Annotated in this window: 10 protein-coding genes and 1 pseudogene; 7 read left to right on the top strand and 4 right to left on the bottom strand. The window is 45.7% G+C overall.

Going from position 1 to position 13520, the window contains the following annotated elements; all coding sequences use genetic code 11:
- Window positions 1-80 precede the first annotated feature (80 nt).
- Window positions 81-605 carry a helix-turn-helix domain-containing protein gene (locus EJ419_RS04705; RefSeq protein WP_131284087.1) on the top strand — a complete coding sequence of 175 codons (525 nt, stop codon included), beginning with the start codon at window positions 81-83 and terminating at the stop codon, window positions 603-605.
- A 142-nt stretch (window positions 606-747) separates the two neighbouring features.
- Here EJ419_RS04705 and trpS read toward each other — a convergent pair whose 3' ends face one another.
- Window positions 748-1839, bottom strand: a complete 1092-nt coding sequence (gene trpS, locus EJ419_RS04700; RefSeq protein ID WP_131284085.1) for a tryptophan--tRNA ligase — start codon at window positions 1837-1839, stop codon at window positions 748-750.
- A 167-nt stretch (window positions 1840-2006) separates the two neighbouring features.
- On the opposite strand from trpS, the gene EJ419_RS04695 reads away from it, so the two are divergent.
- Window positions 2007-2366 (top strand): DUF3073 domain-containing protein, encoded by a 360-nt coding sequence (locus EJ419_RS04695; RefSeq protein ID WP_131284083.1) that lies wholly within the window; start codon window positions 2007-2009, stop codon window positions 2364-2366.
- A 103-nt stretch (window positions 2367-2469) separates the two neighbouring features.
- Here the strand turns inward: EJ419_RS04695 and EJ419_RS04690 are convergent, their stop codons facing one another.
- The 3 genes from EJ419_RS04690 to EJ419_RS04680 all read right to left on the bottom strand — a co-directional run bounded on the left by EJ419_RS04690 (window position 2470) and on the right by EJ419_RS04680 (window position 6129).
- Window positions 2470-2976, bottom strand: a complete 507-nt coding sequence (locus tag EJ419_RS04690; protein ID WP_131284081.1) for a DUF2087 domain-containing protein — start codon at window positions 2974-2976, stop codon at window positions 2470-2472.
- Window positions 2977-3033: 57 nt separating this feature from the next.
- On the bottom strand, window positions 3034-4350 hold the full coding sequence (locus tag EJ419_RS04685) for a peptidase U32 family protein (RefSeq protein WP_240680345.1): 1317 nt from the start codon (window positions 4348-4350) through the stop codon (window positions 3034-3036).
- Window positions 4351-4596: 246 nt separating this feature from the next.
- Window positions 4597-6129: a threonine/serine exporter family protein gene (locus EJ419_RS04680; RefSeq protein ID WP_131284080.1), complete on the bottom strand. Its 1533-nt coding sequence runs from the start codon at window positions 6127-6129 to the stop codon at window positions 4597-4599.
- A 351-nt stretch (window positions 6130-6480) separates the two neighbouring features.
- Here EJ419_RS04680 and EJ419_RS04675 point away from each other — a divergent pair, with 351 nt between their 5' ends.
- The 5 genes and pseudogenes from EJ419_RS04675 to EJ419_RS04655 all read left to right on the top strand — a co-directional run bounded on the left by EJ419_RS04675 (window position 6481) and on the right by EJ419_RS04655 (window position 13343).
- The gene (locus tag EJ419_RS04675) at window positions 6481-9237 is read left to right on the top strand and encodes a phosphoenolpyruvate carboxylase (protein WP_131284078.1); all 2757 of its coding nucleotides are present in this window, start codon (window positions 6481-6483) and stop codon (window positions 9235-9237) included.
- Between the two features lie 176 nt (window positions 9238-9413).
- On the top strand, window positions 9414-10016 hold the full coding sequence (locus EJ419_RS04670; RefSeq protein WP_131284076.1) for a carbonic anhydrase: 603 nt from the start codon (window positions 9414-9416) through the stop codon (window positions 10014-10016).
- Between the two features lie 109 nt (window positions 10017-10125).
- A pseudogene (locus tag EJ419_RS04665) lies at window positions 10126-11442 on the top strand (hemolysin family protein); the annotation flags it as partial.
- 284 nt (window positions 11443-11726) lie between these two features.
- Window positions 11727-12206 carry a Dps family protein gene (locus tag EJ419_RS04660; RefSeq protein WP_131284072.1) on the top strand — a complete coding sequence of 160 codons (480 nt, stop codon included), beginning with the start codon at window positions 11727-11729 and terminating at the stop codon, window positions 12204-12206.
- A gap of 237 nt (window positions 12207-12443) precedes the next feature.
- Entirely contained in the window at window positions 12444-13343 is a 900-nt protein-coding gene (locus EJ419_RS04655; RefSeq protein WP_131284070.1) for an SPFH domain-containing protein, read from the top strand.
- Window positions 13344-13520 lie beyond the last annotated feature (177 nt).

Genomic DNA, 13520 nt, shown 5'->3' with positions numbered 1-13520 from the left:
TACTACTGTCGTCCCACTGTCATGTATATGTCGTGTGTCTGTCGTGACATTATTTTTAAAAAATTTCTACCATAAAGAACATGAACATTACAAAAATTACCCAGCTACGCAAAGACCGAGGCTGGGCACAACAGTATCTAGCAGATCTTACTGGACTTACCGTGCGCACAATTCAGCGCATGGAAGCCGGAGAAAATATGAGTCTCGAGACACTACGTCTTGTAGCTGATGCATTTGGTGTCAAAGTAAGCGAACTTTTCACCGATATCACACATCAACCAAAAGCAGAAGAAATCCATAATCTAGATGGAGAACGTGACCTACAACTATCACAAAGACACAAAGAAGAAATGCTCTATAAGCGGTTATATGGCTTTTTCTATCTCATACTCGCGATAGTCACTGGCGGATTCTGGTATCTAACACCAACTTATGAACCTACCACTTACCCTTGGGCATTCGTATTCCAAGCCATGTGGATTTTGGCATGGGTCATTGCTATCCCACTTGGACGATTTATGTATAAATCAAAACTTGGACCATACCTCGATAAGAAGTATCCTCTCACCCGAGGTCTGAGTGGTCAAAAACATGGCAAGGAGTAAATGCACTCTCTTTCCTCTTTATACTGCCACATATAAATTAGTTTAATTAAATTAAACTTGATGCAAAACGGGGTTGCACGGACATCATAGTATCCGTACAACCCCAATCTATTAGCAATATCTGCGTTGACGTGAGAGAGCTTTAGTACACCATTCCCATAGCTTCTCTCACCTCGTCAAGCGTCTGGTTCGCGATATCATTCGCGCGCTTATTCCCCTCATGGAGAATATCGCGAATAGTATCCATATCCTTGGCAAGCTCAGCACGACGCTCACGATGAGGCGCTAAGAATTCGTTAACTGACTCAGTTACGTATGCCTTCAAAGCACCGCCACCGCCATTGCCAATTTCTTCAGCAATTTCGCGAGGATCGCGACCAGTTACTAAGCCTGCGGTTGTGAGCAAAGCTGAAACTTGTGGACGGTTTACCGGATCAAATGTGATCATGCGCTCAGAATCCGTAGGGCTCTTCTTGATAAGCTTCGCAGTTTCCTCGGCAGTCGCTCCGAGCATAATAGAATTGCCATACGATTTGCTCATCTTACGGCCATCAAGTCCTGGAATTTCAGGAGCATCAGAAAGAATCGCCGCTGGTTCTGGGAATACAGGGTTATTCTTAGCGTAGCGCTCGTTAAAACGACGAGCAATAGTACGAGTAATTTCCACGTGTGGCAGATTATCTTTACCAATTGGCACGACATTTGCCTTGCAGAAGAGAATATCGCACGCCTGATGAACCGGATATGTGAGCAATAGCCCTGTAAGAGCGTGTCCAGATGATTCCATCTCAGACTTTACGGTCGGATTGCGATGCAATTCTGCTTCAGTCACCAACGATAGGAATGGAAGCATAAGTTGATTCGCTGCAGGAACTGCTGAATGGGTAAAAATCATGGTCTTTTCAGGATCAATCCCAGCCGCCATATAATCGAGAACAAGGTTGAGCACATTATCTTGCATATTTTCTGTGCTATCACGATCGGTAATAACCTGATAATCAGCGATAATCACATTGGTCTTGACACCCTTGTTCTGAAGCTCTACACGTCCTTTAAGCGAGCCAAAGAAATGCCCTAAATGCAGACGTCCAGTAGGACGATCACCTGTTAGCATAGTGAACTCGCTTGGATTCTTCTCCAGCTGAGCTGCAGTCTTATCAGACAGCTCCTTCGCTGCCAAGAAGCTCGCACTGATTTCATTACCGGCTGCGGTTAGTTGTTGTTCATCAGTCATGACGTTCCTTCGTATAAAATTTTGGCTAATTCTTTAGCTTCTAGCCATATTTTGATGTTTTTAGTGTAGAAGTTTTAGCCGACATTAAGGGTTAGTGGTACTCTATGAAGGGTGAACTAGATGTAGTGCGCTATTTACAGCGCTGATGAATATGTGAAGGGGGTCAGATGGGCCGCGGACGCCAGAAGGCAAAACAGACAAAAATTGCCCGTAAGCTCAAATATCTGACAACTGATACAGACTATGACGAGCTCGCAAAGGAGTTGAACAATCACTCTGATGATGTGATTGATGATGCAGACCTCGAGATCGTTTCCGATGAATCAGTCGAAACCATTGAGTCCGAAACATCCGAGTCGAGCGTAGCTGACAATTCGCAGTCAGACGATGACTTGGATGATTATGCAGCGTGGGCTGCACAGGCAGCAAAGAAGGCAGAGGCTACTCCTGCTAGAAAAGCAGTACCTCACAAGCCTTTCCCAAAGATGCCTGTGCCAGGTATTAAGCCAAAGCCAAAAGCTGAGTAACTTAATCTACTAAGGGCTTAAGTAAGGTCATATAAGTGGTGCTCCTTGAATCTTTAATCAAGATCAAGGAGCACCACCGTATGTATCTGTATAGCGAGCAAGCCTATTGAGCTAAAAAGTATCTCTTCCCACGTTCATCACGCCGCACGATAGCCATATCAATGCTATATCGGCGGATAGTTACCGGATCTTCTACCAGCATACTTAATCGTGCTGTATATTCAGCTTCAGTTAACCAGTTTCTGCTGTCAATTTTTACACTAAAAACGCGTTCACAGATACGGCGAATGAGCTGTTTACGTTCTTCCCAGTCCATTGGCAGATCATCAATTCTTTGCGTGTACAAAATAGAATTGGGGCCAAGGAACTCATTAATCGCAGAAATCTGCTCACCCAGTTCTGCCATGCTTTCTTCTAGCGAGGCATTCAGCCAATCAATTTGTGCGAAAGGCTTATCGAGGCTACTCGTAGATACTTGAGATTCCAAAGGCTGCGCATCTTGCGCTGCAAGTAGTCCTTTAAAACGTTCCCTCAATTTAGGAGTGCGTAAACTCGTCATCATTATGCGATACTGCTTAAGGACTCTTTGCATGGTGTTATCTATTGCCATGATTAACCTCTGCCTCCTAGTCTCACTCGCTCCCGGAACTTTCTCACCATATATTTCTTACTTTTCGTCATCCTCTTTACTATCGACCAACAAATCTTCTTTTCTGAACTGACGAATCGGCTTCTTCGGAGCAAGTTTTGGTGCGCGCATTGGAGTAGCAGGCGCCATCTGCTCTGGGCATGGTAGCGAGAAGATGTGCGTTGGATGATTTGCGGCTTCAACCTTCTTACCCTTTTCATCCCAAATATCGTCATCCACAGTCAATACATATGGTTCGATTCCTGGACGCACGAACTCAACCTTTTGCCCTGGAATGATTTTGTTCTTCGCCTTGAAAGTTACGCGACCATTGTCCCAAGAAATAACATCGCCAACCATCTGCCAATCATTGATATATCCACCTTTTTCGGTCTCTTGACCAGCAGGTGCTTCCGGATAGTAGAAGGCAGTGCAATATGGGCGATGAACGACCTTAAATGGTTCATCTTTCAACCACTGTGGGAGTTCAAGATGGCTGAAGTCACCAGCTTCTCGCTTTTCGACATACATATTCGTTGCCATCTTATATGCATTGGTTACTACCGCAGAATACAGAGCTGACTTTGCGCGACCTTCAATCTTAAGGCTCGTTGCACCGGCATCAATAAGATCATCGATATGCTCAAGCATGTTCATATCTTGTGAGTTAAACAGATATGCGCCATGCTCAGTCTGCTCAATTGGGTAGAACTCATTTGGACGACGTTCTTCCACAACGCTCCACTTCCAACGGCATGATTGCGCGCAATCGCCATGATTAGCATCGCGACCAGTCATGTGCTGAGAAATTAAGCAACGACCGGAGAATGCCATACACATAGAACCATGAACAAAGCACTCAATATCAAGATCGCGAGGTGTATTTTTACGGATATCTCGCACTGCATCGAGACTAAGCTCACGGACCAAAACTACGCGCTTTGCTCCCAATTCATACAAAGAATTTGCTGCAAGATAATTGACCACACCTGCCTGAGTCGAGATATGAATTTCTAGCTCAGGAGCTATGCGATGAGCCATCATCATAACGCCGATGTCAGAAACAATAACAGCATCCACGCCGATGTCCCTCAGCTCTGCAATGTACTGCTCTATTCCGGTGATTTCTGGATTCGTAGGCAGAACATTACATGTAATAAAGATACGCGCTCCACGAGCGTGCGCATAGCGTACAGCTTCTTCCAAATCTTCATGTGTAAGATTTTTGGGAGCAGTGCGCATACCAAACATTTTTCCTGCACAATACACCGCATCAGCACCGTAATCAATTGCGAGCTTTACCGTTTCCAAATTGCCAGCAGGTGCCAAAACCTCCGGACGATGACGTCGAATCATAGGCCTTTCAAGGCTATACGGCGCCTCGTTATCTAGGAATGATTCGGTGATGCGTGGTGCATCATCTCCGAAGTAATCGAGATTTACTAATCCGTTAATTTCCCCGCGCTGGGCGGGCTTTGCAGAAATATTGTCAGTCATGCTGTCGTTCATACTTATTATTGTGCACGAACCGTCACGACAACTGTTCTTTAACCGCTAAACTTGATGTCCCTTTATCAAACTCTGCACCGTTATAAGACTTCATTACACATCGTAACGCCAGCTCTTATCGGTAAGAATTCGCGCACAAGCTAACCCAATTGGCAGCCCAACGATAACAAGCATTGCGCGGAATATCCAGTCAAGCGCGCTGACCGTATGTAAATTGCCTAATTCATACACTGCTCGATACATATAAAGCCCCGGAACCATAATCACTATTGCTGGTACGGTCAAAGTAATCCGAGGGAATCCAAGACGTGCAGGTAAATAACCATGACGTACAGAAATTCTCCATGCTGACGCCAAAAGCCCGGCAATAAGAGCTCCTAAGAACGCAGCTAATTCCAAAGACATGCTGAAATAATTAACCATAATAAGACGAGCAGTATCTGCACATGCACCGATAATTCCAGCTACTAAAGCCATTTTCCACGGCGAATTAAACAACACGGAGAATCCCCAGACGCCACCAATCGCAGTTATAAAGATAAGGGAAATTTCTAACGCCACCGGAAGCTGAGGAGATTCGAAGCCACTAGGACTCAATCCCACCATCGAAGCAACAACCCATGCGGCGAGAGTTCCCACGCCTACAATGCATAAGAAATACGTGATACGTTGAAGCCCCGAGGGGAAGTCTAGCTTAGCAAAATCGAGCCCTCCCGTAATCAACGGGAATCCCGGTACGATGAACAAAATAGCGCCGATATATGCGGTGTCATGACCTAAGGCACTCGGGTCAACAAATCCGATAACACGTAGGGTAGCGATAGTAACCAATGCTGCTATAATCACACCAAGGCCTACACCGACGAATTGATTAAGGCGGCGAGCATTCAAACGACTTCGCGCCAACTGCCCAGCGCCCGCTCCTACAAACGCGCCAATAATGTCATATGATGCGCCGCCGAGTAAAAAGACGAAGCATGCGCATGCTACTGCTGAACCAAACGCTTGCATCCATGGATTATATAAGCGTGGTTTCTTTTCGATAGCATCAAGACGGGCATGAGCTTCGCGGACTGTAATTTCTTGAATTTTCTGCGATTGGTTCGAAGGCGCATGAGCATGTTCTTGTCGCGCATTCACTGAACGATTATCAAAACCGTAATCTTGCGCTTGCGCATTAACAAGAGATTCCTCTGTATGATATTCGCCTTCATAACCGAGGCTCACTGTAATCCAATCGGCGAAATGCTCCATCTGCCAGATACGTTCAGTGTTTACACCTACTGTGGGCAAATCAACAACTTCTGTCACACGGTCTTTCCCATCAGAGCACGATGCCTCAATACTAGTGAGATTTACATCAGCACGAACATAGACGCCTAACGCATATCCGAGCCGATTCATAATTTCCTTAACTCGGTAACTTCCTGTCCCTGCACTCAAATCGAGATACCCCGTTCGCACAATAACACTTGCTTTTGCCGCCAAGCATGCGTCCTTTAAAGGAGTATCGAGATCTGCCTTAATATCGTCCATATCGAGTGGAATGGAATGACGATGCTGTGGATACTGAGTACGAGTTGATTGATGAACATTGCTCGAAATTCTTACGTCATTCTTACTCATGGGGATACCTGACTTCGTAATATATGGTTCGACCAATTACTAATTAATGCTCTACAAATACATTGTCTCGCGGGTCTTGACACAGTGCTCTACAGATGTTTTCACAGCAGGCGGTACTGCGAAACTCCTCAATTTCTACTCAATCTTGCTAAATTCTCAAAAAATTGACCATCCTTTGACCACCTTTTATAAAATCGCCGTTTCCTCGTCGCCCCCACAGGCGTACACTAAAAATGTCAGGTTAATCAGTACCTAAGTGGCTTTGGGTTCGCAACGTTTAACTCACATAACTGGGGAGGAGCCTCAGATAGTTAAAAGACCGAGCAACCACGAAGGTTGGATGGAGGTCCTATGGCTGAAACGACACAGGCGCAATCTCAATTAGCGCCTGAGCTAAAAGAAAACACAGAAAATAATGCGCAATCACAGCGTAAAACATTACCTGAGCGACTTCAGGCAAATTTGGATTTATGCTTGGATATGCTTCGCAATGTTCTTGGCGAGTACGATGCCGAACTTCTTTCGCAGTTTGATGAGCTTCGCGAAGATGTAATAATTGCGAGTGATATTCATCAAGAAAGTGCAGCTGATGCTCGAAGTATTGCTGCTGAAAGTCTTGAAAAAGCGTACCAATTACTTGAGGATTCTTCTCTTAAAGACGCTACGATGCTTTCACGCGCATTTACTGTCTATTTCCATCTCGCAAACTTATGCGAAGAAAACTATCGCGTATCTGTTCTCAAAGATCGCGAATCACATGTAGACACTCATGCTGCCACTGATCCGGTTAACGAATTAACCGTTGCTTATAAGCAGCTCATTGATGAGGTCGGCTTAGCAGGAGCTAACGAGCTTTTGGAAAAGCTTGAATTCCACCCTGTGTTCACGGCTCACCCTACTGAAGCACGTCGTAAGGCAGTTGAAGGCAAGATTCGTCGTATTGCCGCATTCCTCGAATTGCGTTACCACACCGGCGGTTCTGATCGTGCAGAAATTGATCGTCGTCTTCATTCGGAAATTGATTCTTTGTTCCGCACTTCTCCTATTGGTTTGAAAAAGCCGACACCAGTTGAAGAGGCGGATACCGTTATTGACGTCTTTGACAGCGCTCTCTTCGACGTTATTCCAAATGTTTACCGTCGTTTTGACGATTGGATTTTGGGATCGAAAGCTGGAACTGTTCCACCTGTTTGCCCGGCATTCTTCCACCCAGGTAGCTGGGTCGGAACTGACCGCGATGGCAATCCGAACGTAACTGCTAAGGTTTCCCGCGCTGTAGCACGTAAATATTACGACCACATGGTTTCAAAGCTCGCTGAGGCAACTCGTACTACCGCTACTCGTTTGACTGTCGAGACGAACACAACTCCAGCTAATGACGAGATGAAAGCACTATGGAGCCGCCAAATTGAAATGAGTGAACAGCTCACAAGTAATGCAGCCCTCATCTCAACTAGTGAACCTCATCGTGCAGCTATGCTCGTCATGGCAGATCGTTTGAATGCAACCGTTGAGCGCGATGCTGATTTGATGTACCACAGCGCAGAGGAATTCCTTGCAGAACTTCGCATCGTTCAGCGTTCTCTTGCCCAAGCTGGTGCTACGCGCATCGCATACGGCGATATTCAGGCATTAATTTGGCGAGTGGAAACATTCGGCTTCCATATGGTCGAAATGGAATTCCGTCAGCACTCCGTAGTACATGCTCGTGCTTTGGAAGATATTCGCGAACACGGTCTGCATGGCGAGCGCGGCGAGCTTCAACCAATGACTGTTGAAGTTCTTGATACTTTCCGTGCAATCGGTTGGATTCAGCGCCGTCACGGTCGAAAGGCTGCTGGACGTTACCTTATTTCCTTCTCGAAGTCTGCTCAGAACGTTCGTGATGTATATGAACTTAACCGTCTGGCTTTTGCTGATCCTTCAGCTGCCCCGGTTTTGGATGTTATTCCACTCTTCGAGCAACTTGAGGATTTGGAAAACTCTGTTTCTGTACTTGAGGACATCATCAAGATTCCTGAAGTTCAGCAGCGTTTGAAGGAAACAGGACGTCGCATGGAAGTCATGCTCGGCTATTCGGATTCTTCTAAGGACGCTGGCCCAACTTCCGCAACTCTTGCTCTTCACCGCGCACAGGAAAAGATTGCTGTGTGGGCGAAGGAAAATAATATTGATGTCACTCTCTTCCATGGGCGTGGTGGCGCAGTAGGGCGAGGCGGCGGACCTGCTAACCGAGCAGTTTTGGCGCAGCCAGTTGGCTCAGTAAACTGTCGTTTTAAGTTAACCGAGCAGGGAGAAGTTATCTTCGCTCGTTATGGCAACCCTGTTTTAGCTACACGCCACGTAGAATCCGTAGCAGCAGCTACTCTGCTTCAGTCCGCTCCATCAGTGGAAAAGACAAATACGGAGATGACCCGCAAGTTTGCTCCAATGGCTCAGGTACTCGATGCTGCTTCACATAAGCGATTCCTAGACTTGCTCGAGAGCGACGATTTCGCACCATGGTTCTCTATCGTGACTCCACTTACTGAAGTTGGTTTGCTCCCTATTGGCTCTCGCCCAGCAAAGCGAGGTCTTGGAGCAAAGTCCCTTGACGATTTGCGAACCATTCCGTGGGTCTTCTCATGGTCACAGGCACGTATCAACCTCGCAGCATGGTACGGACTTGGTAGCGCTTGCCAGCAATTTGGCGACTTAGCTACGCTTCAGGAAGCATATAAGACATGGCCATTGTTCAATACCTTTATTGACAACATTGAGATGTCCATTGCAAAGACAGATCAGCGTATTGCTCGCATGTATCTGAGTATGGGTGACCGCGAAGACTTGAGTGCCAAGGTTTTGGATGAGATGGCTCTGACCCGTAAGTGGGTTCTCGCTATTAAGGGCGCTGAATGGCCATTGCAGCTTTCACATACTCTAGGCATGATGGTGAAACTTCGTTCCCCATATGTGGACGCTCTTTCCCTGGCACAAGTGCTCGCGCTTAAGACTTTGCGCCGTCGTGTCGATAAGGAAGAGCTGAGCGAATCACAAATCGGTGATTATATCTACCTCATTTTGTGCACTGTAAGCGGAGTCTCTGCAGGACTCCAAAATACGGGCTGATATTAGCCTCGGTATTGAAAAATAAAATATAAGTGCTATCTATACGATTGTTATAGATAGCACTTATATTTTTCCTATCATCCTTCCAGACGAGCCTCTTTACGCGAGCAAGCCTAAAGTTCGACGAGAGCATGATAATTACTTCCCCGTAAACCTCTGCGAGTAGACTTACTTGTATGACTGAACTAGCTGATGAAAACCAAGCAAATTCTGTATGGACCCGCATGCTTGAGGGCAATAAGCGCTTTGCACGTGGTGAGGCTGTGCACCCATGGCAAGATGCTGATACTCGCAAAAGCTTATGCGATGGTCAAAATCCTTCTGCCGCTGTTTTAGCATGTAGCGATTCTCGCGTAGCCCCTGAAATAATTTTTGACGAAGGTCTTGGCGATCTTTTCACCGTCCGTAGCGCTGGGGCTGTCCTTGATCAAGCAATTATTAATTCTTTGGAATACGCTGTAGACGTCCTTCATGTATCAGTTATTGTCGTTATGAGCCATGAACATTGCGGACTTCTCGAAGCAGCTATGGATTATGCGAAGACTGGTAATGCACCTGAATCATTGCGATATTCTATCGAGCAAGCTGCTGGAACAATTGAAGCTTCTGAAGATGCTGAATCCCAAGCTGATGTAGAGCGAATTCATATTTCTATACTTATTATGCAACTCGTAGAGCGTAGCCCAATTATCGCGCGTGCACTTGCACAAGAAGAACTTAAGATTGTGGGCGCTCGTTATACGATGTCGAATGGTTTAGTAGAAGTTCTCAGCTTCTAAAATTTATTACGAAATCAGCATTTAATAATGCATTCAACAATCACGCGGTGATCTCGATAATCATCGATTGTATCGTATAGTTACAATAGTCAAACAAAGTAGGAACTCCATGCCCGTCTGGCTTAACATTTTCTTCATTTTCGTCTTCATGCTCGTGGGAAGCGTATTCTCAGGAACCGAAATGGCTCTTGTGTCACTTCGATCTAGCCAAATCGAACGTATGGAACAAGAAGATGAACGCGGTGCTCACGTCGCACAAGTCGCACGCGACCCCAACCGATTCCTCTCAGCTCTTCAAATTGGTGTGACGCTTGCTGGATTCTTATCCGCATCCTTTGGTGCGAGCTCACTATCACCACATATCGTCCCAATTCTCACATCATGGGGGATGAGTGAGGCAGTAGCAAGTGGGCTGACAATGGTCGTTCTTACACTTCTTATTTCTTACTTCTCAATTGTCATCTCGGAACTTGTTCCAAAACGTATCGCATTACAGCAAAGTGAGCAAATTGCTCGTGCAATGGTCCCAACTATTGACGTCTTTGCAACGATTACATCTCCAATTGTATGGCTCATTGGAAAAAATACCAACGGTATCGTGCGCTTGCTTGGTTTTGATCCGAACGAAGTAGAAAGTGAAGTAAGCAATGATGAATTACGTGTACTTGTTTCTTCTAATACTCGATTAAGTACTGATGAACGCGAAATCCTTGCAGACGTATTCGGAGCTGAACAAACCATTGTTGCTGAAGTTATGCGCCCTCGTGCTGATGTCGTATTCCTTGATGGCACGATGAGCCTTCCTGCAGCAGCAGCATTCGTGCGCGAGCAGCCTTACTCACGTTTCCCCGTAACAGGTGAAAGCTTCGACGATATTCTCGGATTCGTCCATGTGCGCGATTTGCTTGATGTACGTGATCCCAATGCAAAAACTGTTTCCGATGTTACGCGCGAAATCATTCAGCTTCCTGGCACATCACGCATCTTGCCAAGTATGAGCATTATGAGAAAGCGTGGTATTCATTTGGCAGTTGTTATCGATGAATACGGCGGAACAGACGGTATCGTTACTCTCGAAGATATTACTGAAGAACTTGTCGGTGATATTCATGATGAATACGACTTGCCAGAAGACGGGGAAACTGCTTCTCAGAGTGCATTCGTTAACGGAATTCTCACTATAGAAGGCGGAATGACGCTTGAAGACTTCCGCGAGGTTTCGGGTATAGAACTCAATGATGGCCCGTACGAAACCGTTGCCGGCTATATGATTGCCCACACAGGCGAATTAGGGTATGAGGGACAAGTTCTCTCTGATGATGACGGTTACGATATGGTTGTCACTGAAGTAGACGGTCGCAGAATCCAAACTATCGAAGTTAGAAAGCATGATAACGATTCCGCGAAATCTTCGACGGAAGATACTCATGAGAAGTCTGGTGAAAAGGCTGCAAGTAACGCATCCGCAACCGACGACAAAGACGACGATAAACAATCACTATCACTGAGAGAATCATTAGAACGTATTTCTCGCTAAATATCTTCATCAATTCAATGCGCAATATAAATGTAGGAGCTTCGCTTCGTAAGAGCATATACGAGTTCCCTCAATTGTGAATTATCTGACATTGCGGGGTGGTGAACTTTAACATTTGCTACCTCGCACGTAAAATTGAAGCAATATCGCACGATGCGAGAAAGGGAAATATCATGTCTTTGAATTACACAATCGCTGGTTTGAGCCAAGAAGCTAGTGAGAAGGCAATTTCTATTTTGCAGAGCCGTTTGAGCCAGGAGCAGGAAGCAGCACTCGTTTTAAAGCATGCGCATTGGAATGTTTCTGGACCTAACTTCATCGCAGTCCATGAAATGCTTGACCCACAGGTCGATGTAGTACTCAACCAAGCTGATGAATCAGCAGAACGCATTTCTCAGCTCGGTGGAAGTCCAGATGGTCGCGCAGACGCTATCGTACGCAACCGCGATTGGTCTGACTTTGAATTGAGTGGAACTCGTTCTACTGAAGACTATATCAAGGCTTTGATTGCGTACTATGATGAGTTCATCGCTAACGATCGCAACGCTATCGCTGAATTGGATGAACTTGATGTAGTCAGCTCTAACATCATCCAAGATCACGTACAAGATCTTGAGAAGTTCCAGTGGTTCTTGCGCGCTCACGTAGAGTAATTAGAATCCGCATAGCTGATTTCTTTGGCTGCGTAACTAGTACGCAGCCTTTTCTATACCTCACGCATCTACATCGTCTATAATTCGTCTTATTCATTACACAAGTAACCTTTCTACCTGCCATTTCTCACGAGATGGACAGTTCTGCTAAATCTGTATCAGCTCCCGATATGGTTCTTCTGTTTAGGTAGAGGAACGATTAGTGTAGATGATAATTCAAATAAAAAGGAGAACGCAATGCCAATTATTTCCTTACCAGCTATCGTACTAGCGATTATTGCAATCGCAGTTTTATGGAGCTGCGCATACGTCGTACCACAGCAGCAAGCCTATATTATCGAGCGCTTCGGTAAATTCCAAACTGTAAGTCTTGCTGGTCTCCATTTCAAGATTCCATTTATCGATCGAGTTGCTCATAAGACTGGTCTTCGTGTCCAGCAACTTATGGTTCGTGTTGAGACAAAGACCCTCGATAACGTGTTTGTTAACGTCGTTGTTTCTACCCAGTTCCGAGTAGATGCACCAAACGTTGCGACAGCTTATTATGAGCTCGGAGATCCTGCCGGGCAGCTTCGCTCTTACATGGAGGATGCTCTTCGCTCTGCTATTCCTCAACTTTCTCTTGATGATGCCTTTGCTCGCAAGGATGATGTAGCTCGTGATGTACAGGAGACCGTAGGAACTGAAATGTCTCGTTTTGGTTTCACTGTAGTTAAGTCATTGATTACAGCAATCGATCCTTCTGAGGAAGTAAAGGCAGCAATGGATTCCATTAACGCTGCCCAGCGCGAAAAGGAAGCAACGCGCGAACGTTCCGAAGCAAAGCGTATAGCTATCGAAGCACAAGCAGCAGCGGAAGCTGAAAAAACCCGTCTTCAAGGTGAAGGTCAGGCAAATTATCGTCGCGAAATTGCTAACGGTATCGTTGATCAGATTAAGAGCCTTCAAAATGTAGGCATGGATATTGAAGATGTCAACAATGTGGTACTGTTTAACCAGTATTTGGACGTTATGCGTTCACTTTCTGAATCAGAAAACGCTAAGACAGTAGTACTCCCAGCAGCTACACCTGGCGGATACCAAGAACTTTTCAGTCAGATGACCCAAGCTATTACCACAGCGAAAGAAACAGAGTAATATAGGAAGTACACATATAACTTCATTACTGTCGATAAAGTAGTCGGCACCCCAGCCAGACACATATCGACACCCCTTAATTAGTCGAGTAGGAGAAAAAGAGGTCAGGGCTATCCCTGAACACGGCGAATAGTTTCCCACCTCCTTCTATTCGCCCATGACGAGCGCTCACTGCAT

The organism is Alloscardovia theropitheci (assembly GCF_004332295.1).
Taxonomy (GTDB): Bacteria; Actinomycetota; Actinomycetes; order Actinomycetales; family Bifidobacteriaceae; genus Alloscardovia; species Alloscardovia theropitheci.
The sequence above is the reverse complement of the archived record's forward strand: the minus strand, read 5'-3'. Positions and strand labels throughout refer to the sequence as shown.

What these genes read in the sequence shown, in the direction of transcription:
- EJ419_RS04705 (WP_131284087.1), top strand. Translation starts at nt 81, where the DNA reads ATGAACATTACAAAAATTACCCAGCTACGCAAAGACCGAGGCTGGGCA.
- EJ419_RS04690 (WP_131284081.1), bottom strand. Translation starts at nt 2,976, where the DNA reads ATGGCAATAGATAACACCATGCAAAGAGTCCTTAAGCAGTATCGCATA.
- trpS (WP_131284085.1), bottom strand. Translation starts at nt 1,839, where the DNA reads ATGACTGATGAACAACAACTAACCGCAGCCGGTAATGAAATCAGTGCG.
- EJ419_RS04695 (WP_131284083.1), top strand. Translation starts at nt 2,007, where the DNA reads ATGGGCCGCGGACGCCAGAAGGCAAAACAGACAAAAATTGCCCGTAAG.
- EJ419_RS04655 (WP_131284070.1), top strand. Translation starts at nt 12,444, where the DNA reads ATGCCAATTATTTCCTTACCAGCTATCGTACTAGCGATTATTGCAATC.
- EJ419_RS04680 (WP_131284080.1), bottom strand. Translation starts at nt 6,129, where the DNA reads ATGAGTAAGAATGACGTAAGAATTTCGAGCAATGTTCATCAATCAACT.
- EJ419_RS04660 (WP_131284072.1), top strand. Translation starts at nt 11,727, where the DNA reads ATGTCTTTGAATTACACAATCGCTGGTTTGAGCCAAGAAGCTAGTGAG.
- EJ419_RS04670 (WP_131284076.1), top strand. Translation starts at nt 9,414, where the DNA reads ATGACTGAACTAGCTGATGAAAACCAAGCAAATTCTGTATGGACCCGC.
- EJ419_RS04675 (WP_131284078.1), top strand. Translation starts at nt 6,481, where the DNA reads ATGGCTGAAACGACACAGGCGCAATCTCAATTAGCGCCTGAGCTAAAA.
- EJ419_RS04685 (WP_240680345.1), bottom strand. Translation starts at nt 4,350, where the DNA reads ATGATTCGACGTCATCGTCCGGAGGTTTTGGCACCTGCTGGCAATTTG.